This window comes from Bovifimicola ammoniilytica, assembly GCF_025567085.1.
GTDB classification, from domain to species: Bacteria; Bacillota; Clostridia; order Lachnospirales; family Lachnospiraceae; genus Bovifimicola; species Bovifimicola ammoniilytica.
In genome coordinates this window covers 38,886-61,653 of record NZ_JAOQJN010000012.1, presented here as the reverse complement: position 1 = coordinate 61,653, position 22,768 = coordinate 38,886, and the positions used below count along the sequence as shown (strand labels likewise).

Genomic DNA, 22,768 nt, shown 5'->3' with positions numbered 1-22,768 from the left:
TAAAGGAAATAATGGATAAATCAATAGACACAATAACAATAGAGGAATAAGCAGGCATAGATAGTGATAAATAATTTATGCAAAATTAGATTTAAATGACAGAAATAAGAGGGACTGGAAATCAATTAAAAAAGATTATTGAATATATAGATTTATTACGAAAACTTCCGTTTATCTCATTGATAAATGGAAGTTTATGTGTTATAGTTTTATGCGGAATAGACAAATTCGGTACTTTTTTCAAAAAGTAATGGAGGTAATCATGGAAGTTTTAGAACTGAAAAAACAGGCAAATGAAATCAGAAAGGGCATAGTAACGGCTGTTCACAGTGCGAAATCGGGACATCCGGGTGGATCATTATCAGCAGCAGATATAATGACATATTTATATTTTGAAGAAATGAATATTGACCCTGCTAATCCTAAGAAAGCAGACAGAGACAGATTTGTATTATCAAAAGGACACGTTGCTCCAGCATTATATTCAACATTAGCTCACAGAGGATATTTTCCAGTTGAAGATTTAACAACACTTAGAAAAGTTGGTTCATATCTTCAGGGACATCCTGATATGAAAGGAACACCTGGTGTTGATATGTCAAGTGGTTCACTTGGACAGGGAATATCTGTAGCAGCAGGTATGGCTTTATCTGCTAAATTATCTAATGAAGACTATAGAGTGTATACACTTTTAGGTGATGGCGAGATTCAAGAGGGACAGGTCTGGGAAGCAGCAATGTTTGCCGGATTTAGAAAGCTTGATAATTTAGTTGTTATTGTTGATAATAATAATCTTCAGATTGATGGTTCAGTTGATGAGGTATGTTCACCATATCCTATTGATGAGAAATTCAAAGCATTTAACTTCCACGTTATCAATATAGATGCACATAATTTTGAACAGATAAAAGCAGCTTTTGATGAAGCAAGAGCTACAAAAGGCTGTCCAACAGCTATTATTGCTAAGAGTATTAAAGGTAAAGATGTTTCATTTATGGAGAATCAGGCTAAATGGCATGGAAGCGCTCCGAATGATGAACAGTACAAAGTAGCAATGGAAGATTTAGAAAAGGTAGGTGCAGCATTATGCCAGAAGTAATTAAGAAAGCAACAAGAGAAGGCTATGGAGACGGATTAGTTGAAACAGGAAAAGAATTTGATAATCTTATTGTTTTAGATGCTGACTTAGCTGAAGCTACTAAAACCTGTGTATTCAAGAAAGCATTTCCAGAGAGACATATAGATTGTGGTATTGCTGAATGTAATATGATGGGTATTGCGGCAGGTTTAGCTGCTACAGGAAAGGTTCCTTTTGCAAGTTCATTTGCAATGTTCTCAGCAGGACGTGCCTTTGAACAGGTTCGTAACTCAATCGGATATCCTCATCTTAATGTCAAAATTGGAGCAACACATGCAGGAATATCTGTAGGCGAAGACGGAGCAACACATCAGTGTAATGAAGATATCGCATTAATGAGAACAATTCCAGGTATGGTAATTATTAATCCATCAGATTATGTTGAAGCTAAAGCAGCAGTAAGAGCAGCTTATGAATATGTAGGTCCTTGCTATCTTAGATTTGGCAGACTTGCCGTTCCAGTAATAAATGATACTCCTGATTATAAATTCGAGATAGGTAAGGCAGTTACATTAAGAGAAGGAAAAGATGTAACAATAGTAGCAAGTGGTCTTACAGTTTCGACATCACTTGAAGCCGCTGAAATGCTTGCTAAAGATGGAATAGAAGCCAAAGTAATAAATATGCATACAATTAAACCAATTGATGAGGAAACTATTATAAATGCAGCTAAAGAGACAGGCAAAATTGTAACTGTTGAAGAACATTCAATAATAGGTGGACTTGGAAGTGCTGTATGCGATGTACTTTCAGAGAAATATCCTGTAAAGGTTAAAAAGATAGGCATAAATGACAGATATGGTGAGTCAGGCCCGGCAGTTGAATTAGTTCATAAATATGGACTTGATGGCGAGGGTATATATGCATCAGTTAAAGAGTTTTTAGCATAAGACAATTATAATATAAATGGCGTTAAAATATTATGATATATTATTTAGATAAAAAATATATTGTAATATTTATATATTGATAATTAAAACTCCCCGACAGACATAGAGTTTGTCGGGGAGTTTTAGCATATAATTTATTAATTGTGAACATTATGTGTAATTATAAAAAGTAAGTTGATGATAAAAATAAATTGTTTTATAATGAACTCATATAATAAATTTATATATTTGTTAGGGAGAAAATAGATTTATAAGGAGGTACGTTATTGAATACAGAGATAAGAAATGCATTAAAATCAGCTAATGACAAAACTCAATATGATGAGAGGGCTAAACGTTTATTAGCACAGAAAAGTATATTGGCACATATACTGGTAAATACAGTAGATGAATTCAAGGGGATGAATCCTGAAGAAGTAGTAAGTTATATAGAGGGCGAGCCTTATATAGGTATCGTACCTGTAGAACCGGGACTTACCAATATTGATAAGAAGAATTCTAAAAAACAAAGAATTATTGGAATAAATACAGAGAATTTAGAAATCAACGAGGGATTGGTAAGGTTTGATATTATATTTTATGTTAGAATGAAAGATGGATTATCACAGATTATTGTAAATGTTGAAGCACAAAAAGATGTGCCGATAGGTTATAATATATTAAACAGAGCAATATTTTATGTGTGTCGAATGGTCTCATCTCAAAAAGAGAGAGACTTCATAAATATGAATTATGATGATATCAAACGAGTTGTATCAATATGGATATGTATGAATATGAAAGAAAACAGTATGAATTGCTATCATCTTATTAATGACAGGCTATTAGGAAATTATGAATGGTCGGGCAAGTTAGATATGTTAAATATAGTGATAATAGGACTGTCGAAGGATTTGCCGCAATTTGAGAAAAAATATGAGCTTCATCGTCTATTGGGAGCTTTATTATCGGATAGTATTTCACAGAATGAAAAACTTAACATTATAGAGAAAGAATATAATATTTCAATAGAGAATGATATTAGAGAGGAAGTGTATAGTATGTGTAATCTTGGCGAGGGTATTGAAGAAAGAGCGATTATAAAGAATACAGTAAAGATTATAATAAATATGTATAACAATAATTTTACATTAGAACAGATTGCGCTTGCAACGGACAAATCAATTGATGAAGTTAGAACGATTATAGATGAGAATAAATAACTAGATGATAGTTTAGTATAATTTTAAAACTCCCCGACAGACATAGAGTTTGTCGGGGAGTTTTAGCATCGTTATACCTCAGGTGTAATATTATTTCCGTCAATATTGCTCTCATCAATTGTCAGAGCATTAAGTGACATTTTCATAATACGTTCGACTTCATCCTCAGGAAGTGACAGGTATTTAGCGAGTTCTTCCAGGGTAGGAGTTCTGTCTAATTCTTTGCTTAATGCGATAGATGCACGGTCAAGTTCATTTGCTCTGTCAGCAACATGAAAATTAATTCGGCTTGAAGCATTCTGTTCAAGGATAGCATCATTTATTGCATTTCGTATTGAATTCTCAAGATGAGAATGAAATTCTTCAAGGAGAAGCTTGCCATCATAAGTGAGAATTCCCTCCATAAGTCCTAAGTTACCCTCTTGTAAGAGGTCGCCATGAGAGACACCTTTATTTCTGAAATCCTCTGCAAGTTCAATGACAGTTTTAAGATTACCCTCAATAAGACTGTTAAGAGATAACTTGTCCGAAGTGTCTGCAAGGACCTTTTCTAAGAGAATGAGTTCCTCTTCTTCTGTTAACACCACCATATTTTCAAGGTCATCATAATACATATCTACAAATGTCTTTTCTTTGGCATCGTCCACTGAAGTGGAGACATTTATTTCAGATATATCTGCGTTACCATCTTCTGCTTCATTATATGAAATGTTAGCAGGAGATTTTTTTACAATAGGAACATAACCTTTGATGGAAATTTTATTCTCAAGTAAATAATCATATACAAGCGTATATTGTTCATCATCAGTTATTACATCATTAAGAGCTGATTTGATTTCATCTATGGTAAGTGAGCCATTATTTATATTTGCTGATTCTACTAGAAATGATAAAGCCTCGTGAAATTGAGATTTCTTTTCATTTTCATTCATAATTGATTCATATCCTTTCATTTGAATAATATATCCTGTAGGTTATAAAAACGTGATTACAGATATTTTCAATATTGCTTTATTCTATCGTAAATGATAAAATAAAGCAAGGAATGATTTGTGAAAATATAGTGTATAATGCTTTGATTGACTATGAGAATCAAGGAAAGGAAAGGTATTTCAAGATGAAGAAAAGAGTGTCGATTTTACTTGTGATGTGTTTAGTGGTATGTCTGTTATCAGCTTGTGGGAAAGATAATAAAAATGATAAAGAGAAGCCAACGAAGAAAGATAATTCAACGGAGGTTGATAATGATATTTCTGATGAAAATGAATTGTATGAGCAATTATTTGATATAAATAATCCTGTTTCGATACAGATTAAGATATCTGATGAGGAATTGGATAAGATTCAGGAAGATTATGAGAAATATGATAGGAAGAACTCAAAATCACCTATTTACAGAATGGCAGAGAAAGTTGTAATTTCAATAGGTGATGAGGTGTATGAGATTGAAGAGGTGGGCATACGTCTTAAAGGAAATACATCAAGAGTTCCTGTATATGATGAAGAGACCGGAGAACCTAATCTTTCACATTACCGTCTGAGCTTTAACGAGACTTTCGATAATGAAGAATACTACGGAGAAGATGCGAAAGTATGGAATAGTGAAGAGGAACGCCAGGCGAGAAAAGACAGAAGATTTGCAACTTTGAAGGGTATGGAGGTCAAATGGAACAGGTGTTATGATGACAGCCATATAAGAGAGATATATGCAAATGACATGTTCAGGGATATGGGTGTGTTATCACAGCATGTAAATTTATGTTCACTAGGGATAAATGGTGAGAATTATGGTGTAGTTAATATCTATGAACCTGTGGATAAGATATTTATAGAGAGAAATCTTCCTGAATCAGAACAGGGTGGGGATTTATATAAATGTGGCTGGACATTCAGGCCTGTTAACTATATAAAATCATCTGTAACTTATGGCATAGAGGATAAAGATGCTGGTAAATTCTATAATTATGATTTAAAGACAAATGAGAAAGATTCAGATTATAGCACACTTATTAATATGCTGGATGTTTTGAATAAAAATGATGTTTCTAAGGAAGATTTAGAAAGTATAATGGATACTGATTATCTGGTTAAATTTTTAGCAGTAAGTTATTTCGTCGGTAATCCGGATGATATAAGAAATAATTATAATAATCATTATCTATATTTCTTAAAAGACTCGGGAAAAGCAATTTTTATACCATATGATAATGACAGATGTTTTGGAATGACATATGACTGGAATCCTGAGGGCGCAGGTATGACAGATGTTTCGCCATACTCTGAAGATTGTGAATCAACAGGCAGGAGTCAGGTAAATCCTGTTATTACAAAAACAATTCTTGGAGATGATGCATATTTTAAAGATGCATATGCCGATGCTTTGAAGAAAGTTGCTGAAAGCGACTGGCTTACAGATGCAAAATTTAATGAATACTATGAAACTGCTAAGCAGAATTACGAGTCTGTTGTAGTTCCATCAATTGAATTTGCAAATGCAGATAATGATATGTTTAAATTTAGTTTAGAGGGAAAATTTACAAGTGGTGATGATGCTAATATGTCATTTTCAGAATATGCCAAGAGAATCTTAGAAGCATATAAAGAGGGATAAAAATAGACCTTTACATTTACAGACAATTATAGTAGAATAATGCCCTGTGTTAAAATTCATTTATATATTCCCACTGAGGGAGTAGTTAGCAACAATAGTTGTGATAATATCAACATAATGATGAAAATCTGGTATTATCTTAAATAACGAGACTCGTGGAATCTGTGGTATCTTAATCGTTTAACAGAGAATGATTAGCTATTGTAGATTCTTCGAGTCTTTTATTATTTGATAAAGAATTTTAACAGAGAAATTAAGGTGGACTTGTCCACTTTGTTTTTTGAACATTAAATGATAAAAAAACACTATTAAGAAACTCTGGAATTAAGATTAAGGTGTAAAAGGTACATTATGCTTATAAATATAGGCAGACATTATATGAGTTTATACCGTAATCAGACTAAGCAAAGAAGAGATACGGAGGAAGAAAATGGGAATACTTGAACTTTTGATTTTAGCTATAGGATTATCAATGGATGCATTTGCTGTGTCAGTCTGTAAGGGACTTGCAATGAAGAAACTAGAGTTTAAAAATATGGCGATTGTAGGCTTGTGGTTTGGAGGATTTCAGGCATTAATGCCAACAATCGGATATTTTCTGGGTGTACAGTTTAAGAACCAGATAACAGCGATTGATCACTGGATAGCTTTTGTTCTTCTAGGGATAATAGGTGCCAATATGATTAAAGAGGCCTGTTCAAAAGATGACGAGGAAGAAGTTAAGGCTAATCTGGACGTTAAGACAATGTTTATGCTTGCTATAGCTACAAGTATTGATGCATTAGCAGTTGGTATAACATTTGCATTTCTGTCAGTGAATTTAGTTCATGCAGTTACATTTATTGGAATTACTACATTTATATTATCGGCAGTAGGTGTAGGCATTGGAAATATATTTGGTACAAAATACAAAGCTAAAGCAGAGATAGCTGGTGGCATAATACTTATTTTGCTGGGTATAAAAATTCTTTTAGAGCATTTAGGTATTTTCTAAGGCATAGATTTAGCTTATAAATATTTTACAAAAAAGTAAGGACTTACGTGATTTTATATTTGATAATGAGTTTTTGACGTGTTAGTATGAGAAAAGATTAGAGAGGCCATTAAAGAGATGAATAAAAAGTACAAAGTGCTGCGATAATTCTTGCGGCAACAGCCGTATTTGCAGTAGGCACATTTATATGGAGCAGAGGGCTTAGAAATTATGAGAGTTCAGGAAGTTAAGTGGAGAAAAGTGTCTGAAATTTTGTATGAGTCGTAGTATTTCAGGCATTTGCAATTGTAATTGTTTTAACTAAATATATAAAAAATGTTGACGGCAAGGTTCGAAAGAAGAGCTTTGCCGTTAAAATTTATTTGACATAAAAAAGGACAAATGGTAATATACAAGGAAATAATGTCGAAAAGTAGGAGACATTGGAGAGAGTGGGTAGACACCCGGAAATGAGGATTAGTTATGAAAAATAAGAAATTAATTATGATTTTTGTCATAATTATTATTGTTGTGTCTGCAAGGATATGTGTATCAGCAGAAACTTATGAGTATGACAAATTAAACAGATTAGTAAAAGTTGTACATGATGATGGAAGTTATACAGAATATAAGTATGATAAGAATGGTAATTTAATTAGTGTAAAGGTGTATAACAAAGAGACAACAAAAAAAGAGCAGGAGACAACAAAGAAAGAGTCAGAGACAACAAAGAAAGAGTCAGAGACAACAAAGAAAGAGTCAGAGACAACAAAGAAAGAGTCGGAGACAACAAAGAAGAATCCGGAGACAACAAAGAAAGAGTCAGAGACAACAAAGAAGAACCAGGAGACAACAAAGAAAGAGTCAGAGACAACAAAGAAGAACCAGGAAACAACAAAGAAAGAGTCGGAAACAACTAAAAAGTATGAGGATAAGAAACAGCAGAACAATGCTGAAAATAGAATAGAACAGGTAATAGAGAAGACAAAGCGGACACAGGCAAGAAATGACAATGTGTTAAATCAGCCATTTAATAGTGTTTTGAGTATTATAAAACAGTACGATGAGAATAATGAAAATAATAAGAGCAAAAATTCTGTTAATGGTGAAACAGACAGTAAGGTTGTAAAGAATACAGGTAATGATACCACACTTAATAAAACATATAGAGATAGTAAAACAAATAATACAAATCGCTTCAGTGTAAATAATAACGCAACAAGTACGCCATATATGACGGCAAGGAAGTTATTTGAAAAAATTTCAGATAACGTGAATAGCAGAGCGATGAAGATGAATGAGTATATATACAAAATAATAATGTTTATAAAGCTTATGAGAGTATCATGATATAAAATAGGCAATAAAAATTTATATATGTTGTAAAAATAAGTAGGAGAAAAGTTATGAAAAGAGAGACATTAAAAAGAATTGTAGCAATAGTATTGGTAATAGTTATGCTGCCTGTAAGTGAATGGGTAGATACAGGAATTTTTAATAAAAATAATTCAAAGACATATGCGGATGAAGTGGTTAATGAAGCAGAACAACCGGAAAATGTAAAAACATTTGAAAACATTATAACACTTGAGAGTAAGATAGGTGACAAAGGCGAAGTTTGTTTAAAATGGAATGACATTAACGGAAATAATCAGAATGATAAAAAGAATTATACATATCTGATATTCAGAGATAACAAAATAATTGCCAGTACAAATGATATAGAATATTCTGACTATAATACTGAATCTGATGGACATTATACATATAAAGTAATTGTTTATTTAGATGAGAATGGTGTATATGGTACAAGTCAGGATGTTAGTATTGATATGCCCGGAGATTTAAGTATTGATAAAGATTATACTATGAATAGGGATATAGCTGTCTATAATCTTGATATTATGAAAGGAAATCTTGACCTTAATGGATATACTTTGACTGTTTATGGAAATGTCAATGCAGAAGAAGGATATTTATTATTTAACAAGGGAAAATTAAAATGTGGTGGAAATGTTACCTTTGAAAATAACTCTGATTGTAAAATGATTTATTCGTCAGATGAAATGATTGTCAGAGGAAATCTTACCTGCAATTCAGAAACTGATGATAGAAGATATAAGTTTAAAAACGGACGAATTGATTTGTATGGAGATTTTACTGCTGCAAAAGATGTGCAATTTAGTGATGCATTAACAATGAATCTGAGAGGAGATGGGCTTCAGACAATAACCTCTGATATAATAATAGATAATCTTGTTAGTTATAATAGTAGTGATGCGGGGATATTTTTGAAGAATTATAATCAGACAATAAAATGTGAGGTTAATGGAAACATCAGAAGAGAAGATAGAAGTAATATAGATAAGAAAGAAGATGTTTATGTTCATAATTGGACACTTGACAAAGATGAGGTAATAGAGGCTGATTTATATATAAGTGGTGGAGAAGTTAATCTTAATGGACATACCCTTTATGTTAAAGGAAATGTCAATGTAACAGATGGAAGCCTTAGAATTAATGGCGGTACATTAAATGTTGATGGTAGTGTTGATGTTAATTATGCATCATATTCAGAAGATATTGGTGACTATGTAGGCAAAGGCAATATCATTATGGACAATGATAATGACAGGATAAATGTTAAGGGATATATAAATATATATACAGATAACAATATATTCAATAATGGCGAAATAAGTACGGATGGAGATATTTATATAACGAAGAATGTATATATTGCAAATAATATAAGGGCAAATTCAATTTCAATAGAAGGGATAATTGAAATAGGCGGTAATGTGGAGGTCAATGAGTATAATTACGGCGGCGGGGATATTATAATGAACAAGGGAAAATTAATAATTTATGGATATTTTAATACACAATGGGCATCTTCAGATAATATTGTGCTTAAGATGAGTCATCCGGAGGACTATGTCTGCATATATGGCAGATGTGACCTGGGATTTGCTGAAAACATTTGTGATGGAACTATTGAACTTAAGGGAAAATATAATAGTATAAATACATATGATAATGCAAAAGTAATTCTAAGTGGATGGAAAACACAGAATATTTCCGGAAACATTTCAAATCTGATAGTAAATAATACATCAATTGATGGAATCAGTATAGATGAAGAGGCGAAAATAAAAAACATACGTTATGAAGAAATAACACCATCATATAATGGGATTAAATATTATGATTTAGGAACATTGGACAGAGATATGGTAATAGATGGGGACTTTGCCCTAGACAGTAATCTTGATCTAAATGGGCATAAGCTGACAATAAATGGTTCATTTTATCATTGTGATGGCTCTATAATCTTTAATGGCGGAAGATTAGAAGTAAAAGGGGATTATCAAATGATAGAGGATTATCAAATGATAGAGGATTATTATAGTTATTATAGTGAACCGGTTTCTATCTGTATGAATAATGAAAATGATTATTTTAAAGTTAATGGTAAGTTTAATGTTTTAGATACACAGTCTAGTAGTATGTATAAAGGTACACTTGAGATAGGTGGAGATATAAATTCAGAGATTAGTCTGGGAACAGATGATGAGCTACTGGTCATATTAAATGGAAAATCAGATCAGATACTTAATATATCAGGAAGTATTGGAAGAATTAAGAATAATAACAATACCGGAAAAGTTCATATAGTAAGTGGCAGTCTGAATAATATAGAAAAAACAAAGAACAGAATCTATGCGGATAATTCAGAAATAATATATGGCTGGATACTAAATGAAGATATAGAGTTAGACAATGTGGAGTTAATAGGTGGAGAACTTGACCTTAATGGACACACAATAATTGTAAATGGAGATTTTGTAAATAACAATGGAACAGTAAATATTAATAATGGAAAACTAATAATTAATGGTGATTTCAGCCAGTATGCAGGAGATTCAAAAATAGATAATGGGTACTTAACAATCAAGGGAGATTTAATACAGAATAATGGAACATTTTGCCTGAATAACGGAAATGTGATAATAGAAGACCAGTGTAGATTTAACAGTGGTAGTCTTGTTATGGAAAAAGATATTGATAACATAAGTATATCAGGAAATTTATACATTGGAGAAAATTATTTCACAGAGATAGCAGAACTTAATGGAAAGATTAGCGTTAAGGGAGATATAACGATTGAAAAAAGAAAAAAAGTTAAATTAGATGGTAATCTCACATTATGTCTTAATGGAGTTAAAAAACAGGAAATTAATACAGACTCTGAATTTATTATACCTAATCTTGAATGTGAATGTGAAAGTGTGTATATATATGGCTGGGGCAATTTTGGCGCATCAGGAAAAGTATATGGTAATGATACAAATATAAATAATTTATGCGTATATGATACCACCAGTATGGAAAATAATAGTATTTCGGGCAGAGTAATAGTAAAAGATAATATTGAACTGGAAAGAGATATTGATATAAATGGTGATATTATAATATCTGGAAATGTTAAGATTAAGAGTAAAATAAGTGCAAGAAATATAGAGATATCAGGCGTGAGCCTTACCATAGATGGCTCGTTAAGTGCAGGTGAAAAATTATGCCTTAGTAGATATAATGGTAAGGAATCAAAATTAATAAATAATGGAGGTGTAGTTACAGCAGGAGAACTGATTATTAAGAATGGTTCACAAATAGAGATTACAGATGAAAAATCAATTATCAATTGTAAAAATTTAAAGTATGAATCAGACAATCTATCATGTCTTGATAAGGGAACATTAAATATAACAGGAAATATGGATATAAACAGTAAATTTATAACAACAGATTTATGTAATATAATTATGTCAGGAGAAGATACTCAGGAAATAAGGACTAAAGAGGCAACTAATCTTGGTATGGTAAAATCATTAAATGATTCTGTATATGGAGTAAAAATAAGCAGTAAAATTAAAATTACAGATTTACAAAATGGTAAGCATAGAGTGGGATATATCTATGATGGGGAGACTATCACAAATGATACAGCTATAGATGGAGATGTATATGTAAGTGGATATTTAGAAATAAATGCTTGCTCATTATTGGTATATGGAAACTTATATCAAGATAGAGAAATTATCTGTAATGATGCAAGTGTAGAAATAAAAGAAAACTTGTATCAAGGATACAATATTAGAGTTGAAAATACAAAAATAGAAGTAAAAGGTAATTATGTAGTAAATGCGATTTATAATAATATATCAAAAACTAATGAAGTGGATAATTCGAAAATTGATATAAGGGGAAATCTTATATTAGAATCATGCTGGCATTCATATATAGATGTTAATCTTGATGGAAGTATATTACACAGAGAAAACGATAAATATGCAAAATATATTGAAGCATATATATATGCCATATTGACATTTAATGGTGAAAAAGTTAATAATGATAAAAATACTATAGCTGAAGTTGATACAATGATTGTAAACAGTACAGAAATTACTTTGGAGGATGAATTTTGTGTTCGTAAAGAAATAGATTTAAAGGATGCTAAACTTAAAGGACAGCCATTAATAAAAGTACAGGGGTTAGGCAGCATAAAGAATGAAATAATAGAAGCAGACATTCAGCAAGATAATTCTGTAATTAAAAAGTTAGAACATAACCTTTGTGTTAAAGGCAAGTTAGAAATGGGATATGTGCAATTGGACAAATATACAGTAAAGGCTGACAGCATTACAAATATAGGTACAACATATGTAAATGATGGAGAAATTATATCTGAAAATGAATTTGATAATTCAGGCACACTAAATGTTGATAATGGTAAAATTATATCTAAAAGCTTCGTGAACCAGGGGCATTTAAATATGAATAATGGTTCTTTAGAGACTGACAATATAATTAACAAATATATTATCAATGCAGAGTCAGGTCAGTTAATCTGTAATGGAAATACGATAATAGATAGTGGATATGAGGATAAAAATAATGTTTATAGTTGTTCACTCAATATGGACAACGAACAGGGTTATGTATTAGTAAAGGGTGACCTGCACATAGGAACAAAGACAGGTACAGGAACACTGTCAGCAGGTACATTGGAAGTAAAAGGTGATTTCATATGTGACAAGCCTGAGAGCTTTTGTGCCACAGGAACGCATAAGACTATACTAAGCGGAAACAATAATGAGGGAAAATTAAGACAGAAGATAACTGTCAATAATTACAGAAACAGCCAGTTATTTAATGTTTTAGTAATTACTAAAGCATTAGAGAAAGGTTATGAATCAGACATTGACATTAACAGATTATGTAGTGTCATAGTAAGAGATTATAATGACAAAGAAAACCCATCAGACGTAGAGAATTTGGCAGCTACAGAGATTACGATGGATACAATTTCGTTAAAATTTGATGAAGCTGCTGATAATATGGAAGTATGTGGATATTATCTGTATAGAGATGGAGAATTAATTGATGACATTAATAACACAACATATAAAGATATAGAACTGATGCCGGGAACAGATTATACATATGAGGTATGTGCATATGATTACTGTGATAATAAATCGACTAACAGAACACTTCTTACAGTTACGACAGAGGGTGATAATGAGCCGCCTACCATACCTTATAGGTTCAGTATATATAAGAGAACAGGAAGTTCAGTATCAATGTCCTGGTATGCATCTACAGATAATCTTGGAGTTGATAGATACGAGATATATCGTAATGGTAAGAAAATAGATGAATTGAAGGCTGGTAAAAATGATAATTATATTAATTACAGAGACAGTGATTTAAAACAGGACACAGTATATGAATATTATGTAGTAGCAGTTGACAGGGCAGGTAATCGTTCTGATAAAACCAGTGTAGTAAAAACATATGTGAGTAATCCGGCAATTGAGAGTATATCACCTGGCGATAATAGTGCTATAGGCAATGATAAAGTTAATATAACCATATATGCAAATAATAATATTAATAATTCAAATTATACAGCAGCATTAGAATATAGATATAATGGCAGTGAATGGCAGACTATTGCGGATAAATTGCATTTCTCAAGAGAATCTTATGGAAGATTATATGCATCATACAATTGGGATATAAGCAACATAAATGATGGCGGCGAGTATGAAATTAAGATTACTGTATATGATGAAGATGGTAACAGTTCTACTAAATCAGTTACATATATCATTGATAAGTCAGCACCGGAGAAACCACAGAATCTGACAGTTAAGAGTGAAGACGGTGTTAATATACTGCATTTTACACCATCGGTAAGTGCTGACTGCGAAGGTTATGTAGTGTACAGGAAGACAGAAGATAATAATGTATTTAAACAATATGTGAAAATCCCAGGCAAATTCGAGACCGGATATAGTGATAAAAATGTAGAAGAGGGCAAAATATATGAATATGCAATATCAGCATATGACAAATATAATAATGAAAGCAGTATTACTGAATCAGTAACAATACAGACAACAAGGGATAACATACCTCCTGTTATTAAGGGAATAACACCTGATGATAAAGAGATAGCAGGAGTGAAAGAAATAAGTGTTACTGCAGCAGATAATGTGAAAGTTAAGCAGATTACACTCTATTATAACAGGGAAGATGATAATAAAACAACGAAGATAGGTACAAGCGAATGTGTAGACGGTGTGGCTGCATTTAATTTTGATACCACGAAATTAGAAGATGGAGTATATATATTATCTGCAGTTGCAATGGATATTGCAGGGAATGAAAGTACAGAGTTATATACCAGAAGATATACAACAGATAATACAGGTATAGAGAAAATAGAATTAGATAAGCATACCATAAAGGCAACAAGTGTACAGTTAAGATGGAAAGATGTTAAGGCAGATGACTTAGCATATTTTGCTGTGGAGAAATTAGTTAATCCTGATACAGATGAATTCGTGAGAATAGGAACTGTAAAAGATGTATTAGGCTATAATGTGAACAATTTAATACCTGAAGAAACTTATACATTCAGAGTAGTCGGATATGACAGGCTTGGTAACCGGGGAATACCATCTGATGAAATAACTGTTACAACCATAAGTGATGAGATTTCACCATCAATTAACAGTATACTTCCAATACAGTCAAGATATAGAGATACAATTGAGCTGTCAATGTCTGTATCAGATAATGATGGAGTGAAAAATGGAGTATTTGCATACTCTGTGGATGGTATAAATTATGTTAAGTTAGCAAGCATTGAGACAAAGGAAAAATTATGTAATGAAACTATTGAGTATGTATGGAATACTGCAGATATTCCGGAGGGCGAAGTATATGTGAGATTCCAGGCATATGATTTGTCAGGAAATAAAAATGCCTTATTAGAAGGTGGTAATGAAGTAATTGTCAAATATATAATTGACAGAACAGCACCTGACAGACCAGAGAACACGAAAGCATATGGTGAAAAAGGATATGTTAATATATCGTGGGACGGTCAGGAGGGAGATACTGTCTGTTACGTTGTCAGCAGAGCTGATGGTGAGGACGGAGCCTTTTATAACATTTCAGATAAATGTACAAACACAGACTATTATGATAATAATGTAATTCCGGGACATACATACAGATATAGGGTAGCCGCAACAGATATTGCAGGAAACACAGGCGAATATGGTGAAATAGTATCTGCTACAGTAGATGAGGATACAGAGGCACCTGTGATTAAAGGCATTTCTCCAAAGACAGATTCGGTAATCGGATTAAATGGAAATATTAACATAGTAGCAATTGATAATTCTGCCATTCAGGAGGTAGTGGTTGAATGTAAGAAAGAGGCTGATGATGCAGGCTTATTTAATAAGATATATACTAAGACATATTTAGAAGAAAATGAAAGAAGTGTATATGTACAGTTTTCGCCAAAAGAAGTGGGACTTACAGAGGGAAAATATGATTTCAGAGTATCTGCAACAGATAAGTTCGGAAATTACAGTGAATATACAGAAGTCAGCTATACTATAGATACGACACCACCTGATACACCTGTAATTGAGTGTACTCCGGGAGGATATAAGATAGAAGTAGCAATTACAGGCGAACAGTCAGAAGATTTTAAAGAATATAAAATATATAAGGCTGATGTATCAGGAGGCGGATATAGCTGTATAGCTACTACTAGTGCCAGAAAATACATAGACAAAACAGCAGTACCGGGCAGAATATATTGTTATAAGGTATTAGCTTACGATATATATGGCAATTATTCAGAATCAGAGGTTGTTACATCATATGCTACAGATGAGGATACAGAAGCACCTGCAGCCATAATCACAGAGAATATCTGTACGCTGACAGGCTTCGAAATATCATTAGATGGCGGTGCATCGACCGATAATGTCAGAATAACAGATTATACATGGAGTATGGGAAATGGTGACGTATTAAAGGGAGTTATGCCTGTATACACATATAATAAAGAGGGTGTATATAAGGTAAAACTGACCGTTAAAGATGCGGCAGGAAATACTTCAAGTGCTGAGACAACGGTAAAAGTCCTTAATAATGAAAATAGTGGAACTGCAACCGTAAATGTAACAGATAAAAATGGTATACCATTGCCATATGTAGATATATATTTAAAATCACCTGATGGCAGCATAGATACAATGCGTGCAGATGCTAAAGGCGAGATAAAAATAGCAGGTGCAGAGGGTGTATATGAGATAGCTGCTTATTATGATAAATATTTACCAGCAGACACTACAGTAGTCATAGACAGATATGAGAAGAAGATAATTAATCTACAGCTTGAAGAGGGTAATATTGTAGTTGGTAATCTTGATGTTAAGAGAATGACATTACAGGAGATTATAGATGCAGGAGTAGATGTATCAGATCCTGATAATATTAATTCATTTGCGTTTACCATAACGGTTAAATTGGCTAAATCGCCTATTCCACGCCAGATACAGTATATAGGAGGCGGAATATCAGAAACACCCGGTAATGCATTAGATTTCCATGGAGAATGGAAGGAGCCAGAGTCAACTTCATCAGGAACACATACGCCGGCAAAAGAACCCGTACCGGAAGCTAAACTGTTAGAGAAAGACCAGCCTATAATTGCAATAGTCTCTACGTCTAATAAAGTAAGCTGGCTTAAAGATATGTATAGTGTGGATTTGAATATACTGAATGCAGCAGAGACAAAATATGTTATAAAAGAATCAAAAGCAGAATTAAAATTACCGGATGGAGTATCTTTAGCAGTGACTAAGGACAAACAGTCATTGACATATGATATGGGTAATATTATGGGACAACAGCAGAAGACAGCGACATGGGTTGTAAAAGGGGATAAATCAGGCTCATATAAGCTGGAGGCAGATTTCACAGGTAAATTGTCTCCATTTAACAGAAATATATATGCACATTTTGAAACAGAGAAAGAATTCGAAGTAACCAAAGGAGAGGGAATAGTTGTATCCATATATCCGGAAAAAGATGCATATATAGACGAGAATTATTATATACAGTTCGAGATTAAGAACACATCAGGAAAAGACCTGTATAACTTCCATACATCAATGCCACCGTATCATTATGAAACTTCCAGAAGTGATACGTTAGTCATAGATAAAGATAAAAACGAAACAGTTCATAGAGGAAGCTCAAATATAATCTCTGCACCATCGGGTTACACAAGTGCAACAGTACTAAAAGGAGGAGATACTTTTAGAATACCGGTATTATATTCGGGACAGGCAGTAAATGGAACATATTTTACTAAGTTTGGAGGTTCTGGTGATAAGGATAAAGAATATTATACATTGATAGAATCATTAGTAGAGGCATTTGGTGATATAGAGGGTGTAACGATAGAAGTACATCCTATAGACAGTCATATTTCCAAAACGATAGTAGAACAGGTAGAGGTTAAGAATTATTTCGGTGATCCTGTAGATTTAAGCACAGGTGCATTTACGGACAGTATGACACCTATGAGTGTAAACGCTGCTTCAGAGTTAGCATTTAACCTTGAATATAATTCCGGACTTTCAACATTAAAAGGCGAAAACGGATATGGATTCTATAATAATTTAGAGACATCAATAGAGGATAAAAATAATGTTATATCACTAAATCTTACATCAGGCATAACAGGTGCATTTATTAATAAGGAAATGGCAGATGGAACCTATTATGGCAAGGTGGTTGATGATGAAATATTCCTTGAAGAGAATTCAAATGTTGGTGAATATATACCGATATCAGAATTAACAAAGGAGTATAAGCTGTTTAAAGAAGCTGATGGTACATATAAGGTAATTACACCGACAAAGGAAATATATCTATACGATGAATCAGGAAGAAACACACAGATAACTGATTCTAACGGAAGAAACAGATATATTACATATGGAAATACACAGAAAATAATTACAGAGGAGGCAAGTGGAAAGAGAATTATAATTAACTATAATTCTGAGGGATTAATTACATCTGTTGCAGATGATAATGGAAGAAAATCGACATTCACATATCAGGACGGAAAGCTTATGACCTATACAAATGTAATGGGAGAAACCACTACATTTACTTATGATGCAGAAAACAGAATTATAAGCGAGACAGATTGTGAAAACGTTACATATGTTAAAAATATTTATGATGAAAAAGGCAGAGTAATAGAACAGTCAGATGCTGATGAGAGTAAGCAGAGTCTTAAGATGACATATGAAAATGATGGTGAAAATACTATTGTGAAAGCCTATGACAGTTTAGGCAATGTCGGTGAAGTAGTATTAGATTCCAATGGAAGAACCATTAAGAATGTTAATACAAATGGAAATGTTACGGAGATGGGCTATGATGAAAATGGCAATCAGATATTTGAAAAAGATGCATTAGATGGAACAGTCATCAATGAGTATGACAGCCATAACAGAAAGATATCAGTCAGAGACCAGAGTGGTAATAAACTTAAATTCACCTATGATGATAATGGCAATGTAACATCAACAACAGATGCTAATGGAAATACTGCCACATACGAATATAATGACAGAAATCTGCTTATTAAAACTACAGATTATGCAGGATGCGTAACTACATATGAATATAATGATTATGCACAGGTATTAAGAAAGACCATAGAAGGTATCGGAAGCACAACGTATGAATATGCCGAAGGAATGTTAGTAAAGACTACAGACTATAATGGCAATGCGAAAACATATACTTATGACGGAACAGGCTGTGTGGTCAGTGAGACAGATGCCCTTGGAGGCACTACCGTTTATACACACGATGCCTTGTTAAGAACATTAACTAAGACAAATGCTATCGGAGGAACAAAGTCATATACATATGATAAATATGGAAATGTTCTTACAGAGACTAATGAAGCAGGACAGACTACAACATATGAATATGACATTATCGGAAATAAGACAGCAGACATTACTCCTGACGGCAGAAAGATAAGATATGAATATGATTCAAATGGAAGAAACACTAAGATAATTAAACCTGATGGTACTGAATTAAGTTATACATATGATGCCGAAGGAAATATGCTTAGTGAAACAGATGAGTCAGGCAATGTAATAACTTATGAATATGATGCACTTAACCAGAAGATAAGCGAAACCAATGCAGCTGGTGACAAGATAAAATATGCATATTATCCAAATGGAAAATTATATGCAGAAATATATCCTGATAATAGTCGTACACTTTACACATATGACAGCACATGGAAATTAATCAGAAAAACAGACTCACAGAATAATTCAGAAACATATCGATATGATGAAATGGGAAGAATTATTGAGACCAGAGATGCATTAGGCAATTCAGAGAAATGCGAGTATGGCATAAACGGACGTTTACTAAGCACAACAGATAAAAATGGTAACACAACCTCATACAAATACGATGCAAACGGTAACTGTATCGAAAAGACATTACCTGATGGAACCATAATGACTAATACATATGATGCATTGTCAAGATTAATATCAGTAAGTACAGAGACTAAGGCAAATGGTAAGATAACCATTTCATATGAATATGATGCTTTATCACGTCTTACTAAAACTATAAATGAAGCAGGAAATGCGAAGACATACAGTTACGACAGACTTGGCAATCTTATAAGTGAAACAGATGAAGAGGGACATACAACCCGTTATGAATATGACATAAACAATAATCTTATAAAGACAATAGATGCTGCAGGTCATGAAAATACGTATGAGTATAATAATACCAATAACCTCATAAAAGAGAATAAATACACTAATACAGAAGACAGCGTAACAACCTCATATAATTATGATAAAACAGGCAGACTTACAGAAGTAACAGATCCATTAGACGGAATCACCAAAACATCTTATGATAACATAGGAAATGTTACAACGGTAACCGATGCAAATGGAGGAACAACAACCTACACTTATGACAAGATGTGCAGACCGGTATCAGAGACAAATGCCATAGGCGTAACAAAGACAAATGAATACAATGCAACAGGACTTCTTACGGAAAGTACAAACGGAAGAAATCAAAAGACAAAATATACATATGATGCCATCGGAAGAATAACATCAAAGGAAGATGAAACAGGCAGGATAACATATGAATATGATAAAAACGGCAATGTGTTAAGAGAAACAGAAGAGAGAAAGCAGGAAAACACAGGCAAAATAAAGGGAATGTCAGCCGCAAATGCCAAAAGCATCAAAGTCATCACTAGAACATATGACAGCCGAAACAGGGTGACATCATGCACAGATGCCAACGGAAAGACCATAAGATACGGCTATGATGAATTAGGCAACATACTTACAATAGCATATCCAGGTGGAGAAACAATCCGCTATACATACTATGCAGGCGGTCAGATAGCGACAGTAACAGACAGCAAAGGCAGAGTAACCTACTATAAATATGATAAAACAGGAAATCTGACAGATACAGAAAGACCAAACGGAACAAAAGAGCATTGTGAATACAATGAGCTTGGTTTACTGATCTCTAAAAAGGACATAAAAACCGCCACAGGTGAGGTCATCAACGAATATCATTATAAATACGATGTCAGAGGAAATATCGTAGGTGTTGTAGATGTAACAGCTGATACATCAGCGAAAACAACAGATGCTACATTAGACGAATCAACAGTCGATATAAAAAATGAATCTGAAACAACCAATGGTTTAACAGAGGATAATAATTACACATTACCTGTACCGGATACTGCTAACAAGACAGCATTGAAACTTGCAGCAGAAAGTAACAGCATCGTAACATCTGATGGTGAAACAGTAACTACTTCATTAGAAATGGAATATGACAGTGCAAACCGTCTTATAAGCTATAATAATAAAAAGATAAAATATGATAAAGATGGAAATATGTTATATGGTCCTGTGAATGGAGAAATGTGTAACCTTACATATGACAGCCGAAACAGACTTATCAGTGCAGGAAATGTAACATACGACTACGATGCCGAAAATACAAGAACATCAGTAACAACAACTGATAAAAAGATTACATATGTGACAGATGTGGCAGGCGAAATGTCGCAGGTATTAGAATCATATGAGAAAACTAATGACGGAAAGAAGATACATACAGTCTATGTATATGGCAATGGTCTGATATACAGTTATAATGATAATGAAGCAGACAGCACAACATCCGATAACAAAGTACAAGATTTATCATCTGACAAATCATCAGATAAAGATACGGATGGTACAACATACTATCATTACAATAATATTGGAAGTACCACAAAGTTAACCGACAATAATGGAAATGTAATCCAAAGCTATGAATATGGTGCCTACGGTGAAGTTCTAAGTGGAGATACTAAGATAACCCCATTCTTATATAATGGTCAGCTAGGCGTAATGACAGATGATAATGGTCTTTACTATATGAGAGCAAGATATTATAATGTGAATATCAAGCGATTCATCAATCAGGACGTAGTACATGGAAGTATCAATGTAAGCCAGAGTCTTAACAGATACAGTTATGTCCAGGGTAATCCTATAAAGCTGACAGACCCATTTGGATTGTCACCACTTGACAGACTCAACTGGAAGAATTTAGGACATGCCATATTAAATGGCTTGGGACTGATACCTGTAATCGGAGAGGCATTTGATATAGCCAATGCCATATGGTATGCACACGACGGTGAGTATGGAATGGCAGTGTTGTCGATGATGTCGGCATTACCGATGATAGGAAATATTGCTTCGGGAATAATGACGGCGGCGAAAATAACCACAGCAGCTAAAATAGTAAGTACAGCGTGCAAGGTGGTAAGTAACGCGGCAACATTTACACAGGCGGCAATCGGAGGCGTTAACAATGCCAAAGCGATAGTCAAAAATATGATAAATGGCAAGTTATTCTCAGAAGATACAGCTAAGAATCTGGTGTCATTTGGAATAAACGCATTTACGGCAGCAACAAGTGGAAAGAACCTGCTATCATCTTCAAAAGAATTGAAGAAAGTGGTGGGAGACAGTGTTGGAAGTAAATGGGGCAAGAAAGCAAAGAAAGAACCACTGTTGGAATGTAATTTGCAGTTCTTTGCGGATAAGAGTGGTAGTCCTTCTAATACTTTATACCATTATACCAATGAGAAAGGTATGAATGGAATTGTTGAGTCGAAGAAATTAAATCCTTCACTTAAAGCTAACAATCCTAATGATTGTTTTTATGGGGAGGGGCAGTATTTATCTGATATAGTACCTGGTACCAAATCACCAGCCCAATTATCGAGAAGTTTTATCCATAATCCATTTCAAGGAGCAAAATATGCTTATTATGTAGAGATAGATGTTACAGATTTGGATGTAGTATATGGAATAGACAATGTATTTGTCATTCTAAATCAAGAACCTTTAGATTTAATGGATAGAATAGTTTCTTACGGAAAGGTGGGTGATTAAA

General features: G+C 33.3%; 8 protein-coding genes. 7 read left to right on the top strand and 1 reads right to left on the bottom strand.

The features are described from left to right. The first annotated feature begins 262 nt into the window (after positions 1-262). The 3 genes from OCV48_RS13055 (at position 263) to OCV48_RS13045 (ending at position 3,230) form a co-directional block, all read left to right on the top strand. The gene (locus tag OCV48_RS13055; RefSeq protein ID WP_021982289.1) at positions 263-1,099 is read left to right on the top strand and encodes a transketolase; all 837 of its coding nucleotides are present in this window, start codon (positions 263-265) and stop codon (positions 1,097-1,099) included. Beyond that, positions 1,087-2,028: a transketolase family protein gene (locus tag OCV48_RS13050; RefSeq protein WP_147592179.1), complete on the top strand. Its 942-nt coding sequence runs from the start codon at positions 1,087-1,089 to the stop codon at positions 2,026-2,028. Before OCV48_RS13055 ends, OCV48_RS13050 begins: the two co-directional genes overlap by 13 nt. Positions 2,029-2,294: 266 nt before the next feature. After that, complete coding sequence (locus OCV48_RS13045) at positions 2,295-3,230, top strand: hypothetical protein (RefSeq protein ID WP_147592178.1); 936 nt, start codon at positions 2,295-2,297, stop codon at positions 3,228-3,230. Between the two features lie 71 nt (positions 3,231-3,301). Here OCV48_RS13045 and OCV48_RS13040 read toward each other — a convergent pair whose 3' ends face one another. Continuing rightward, on the bottom strand, positions 3,302-4,183 hold the full coding sequence (locus OCV48_RS13040; RefSeq protein ID WP_021982291.1) for a sigma-70 domain-containing protein: 882 nt from the start codon (positions 4,181-4,183) through the stop codon (positions 3,302-3,304). Between the two features lie 164 nt (positions 4,184-4,347). Here OCV48_RS13040 and OCV48_RS13035 point away from each other — a divergent pair, with 164 nt between their 5' ends. From OCV48_RS13035 to OCV48_RS13020, 4 genes are all read left to right on the top strand, one after another. Then, positions 4,348-5,841 carry a CotH kinase family protein gene (locus OCV48_RS13035; RefSeq protein ID WP_262559880.1) on the top strand — a complete coding sequence of 498 codons (1,494 nt, stop codon included), beginning with the start codon at positions 4,348-4,350 and terminating at the stop codon, positions 5,839-5,841. Positions 5,842-6,271: 430 nt separating this feature from the next. After that, positions 6,272-6,835, top strand: a complete 564-nt coding sequence (locus OCV48_RS13030; protein WP_021982293.1) for a manganese efflux pump MntP — start codon at positions 6,272-6,274, stop codon at positions 6,833-6,835. 462 nt (positions 6,836-7,297) lie between these two features. After that, entirely contained in the window at positions 7,298-8,164 is an 867-nt protein-coding gene (locus OCV48_RS13025; RefSeq protein WP_147592176.1) for an RHS repeat domain-containing protein, read from the top strand. Positions 8,165-8,220: 56 nt separating this feature from the next. Then, positions 8,221-22,767 (top strand): HYD1 signature containing ADP-ribosyltransferase family protein, encoded by a 14,547-nt coding sequence (locus OCV48_RS13020; RefSeq protein WP_147592175.1) that lies wholly within the window; start codon positions 8,221-8,223, stop codon positions 22,765-22,767. The last annotated feature ends 1 nt before the right edge of the window (position 22,768 follow it).